This window comes from Streptomyces sp. NRRL S-646 (assembly GCF_000720765.1).
In the GTDB taxonomy this organism is placed as follows: domain Bacteria; phylum Actinomycetota; class Actinomycetes; order Streptomycetales; family Streptomycetaceae; genus Streptomyces.
The window spans coordinates 1-439 of record NZ_JODC01000092.1 but is presented as its reverse complement, the minus strand read 5'-3'; the positions used below and the strand labels follow the sequence as shown (position 1 = coordinate 439).

Sequence of the window (439 nt, the reverse complement as noted above, 5' to 3'; positions counted from 1 at the left end):
AGCAAGGTCTGCGGGAGCGCGGTAAGGCAAGGCGCAGCGAGGCGGTCATCCGTGCCGCCTTCGAGTTGTTCGCCGAGCAGGGCTACGACGCCACGACGGTCGCCGAGATCGCGGAACGGGCCGAGGTCTCGCCGCGCACGGTGGCCATGTACTTCCGCTCCAAGCAGGACATCGCCATGTCCAAGTTCAGCGAGGGCGCGGACCGGCTGACCGAGGCGATGCGCAACCGGAGCCCCGACGAGCGTGCGGTGGACGTCCTCGGGCGGTGGCTGCTGGCGGAACACGAGTCGGGCGACGACGAGATGGTCGAACTGGAACGCCGCATGTTCGTCGCCAACCCCGAACTGGCTGCGCTGCGGACGGCACGGATGGACGCCGCCATCCGCGAATCGACCAGAGTCGTCGCCGAGGATCTCGGCGTCGCCCCGGAGACCGTCGG

At 69.5% G+C, this 439-nt stretch carries 1 protein-coding gene; it reads left to right on the top strand.

What is annotated here, in order from left to right:
* Positions 1-439 (top strand): TetR/AcrR family transcriptional regulator (locus IH68_RS0149020; RefSeq protein WP_030950345.1); only part of this gene is annotated, 439 nt, incomplete at both ends.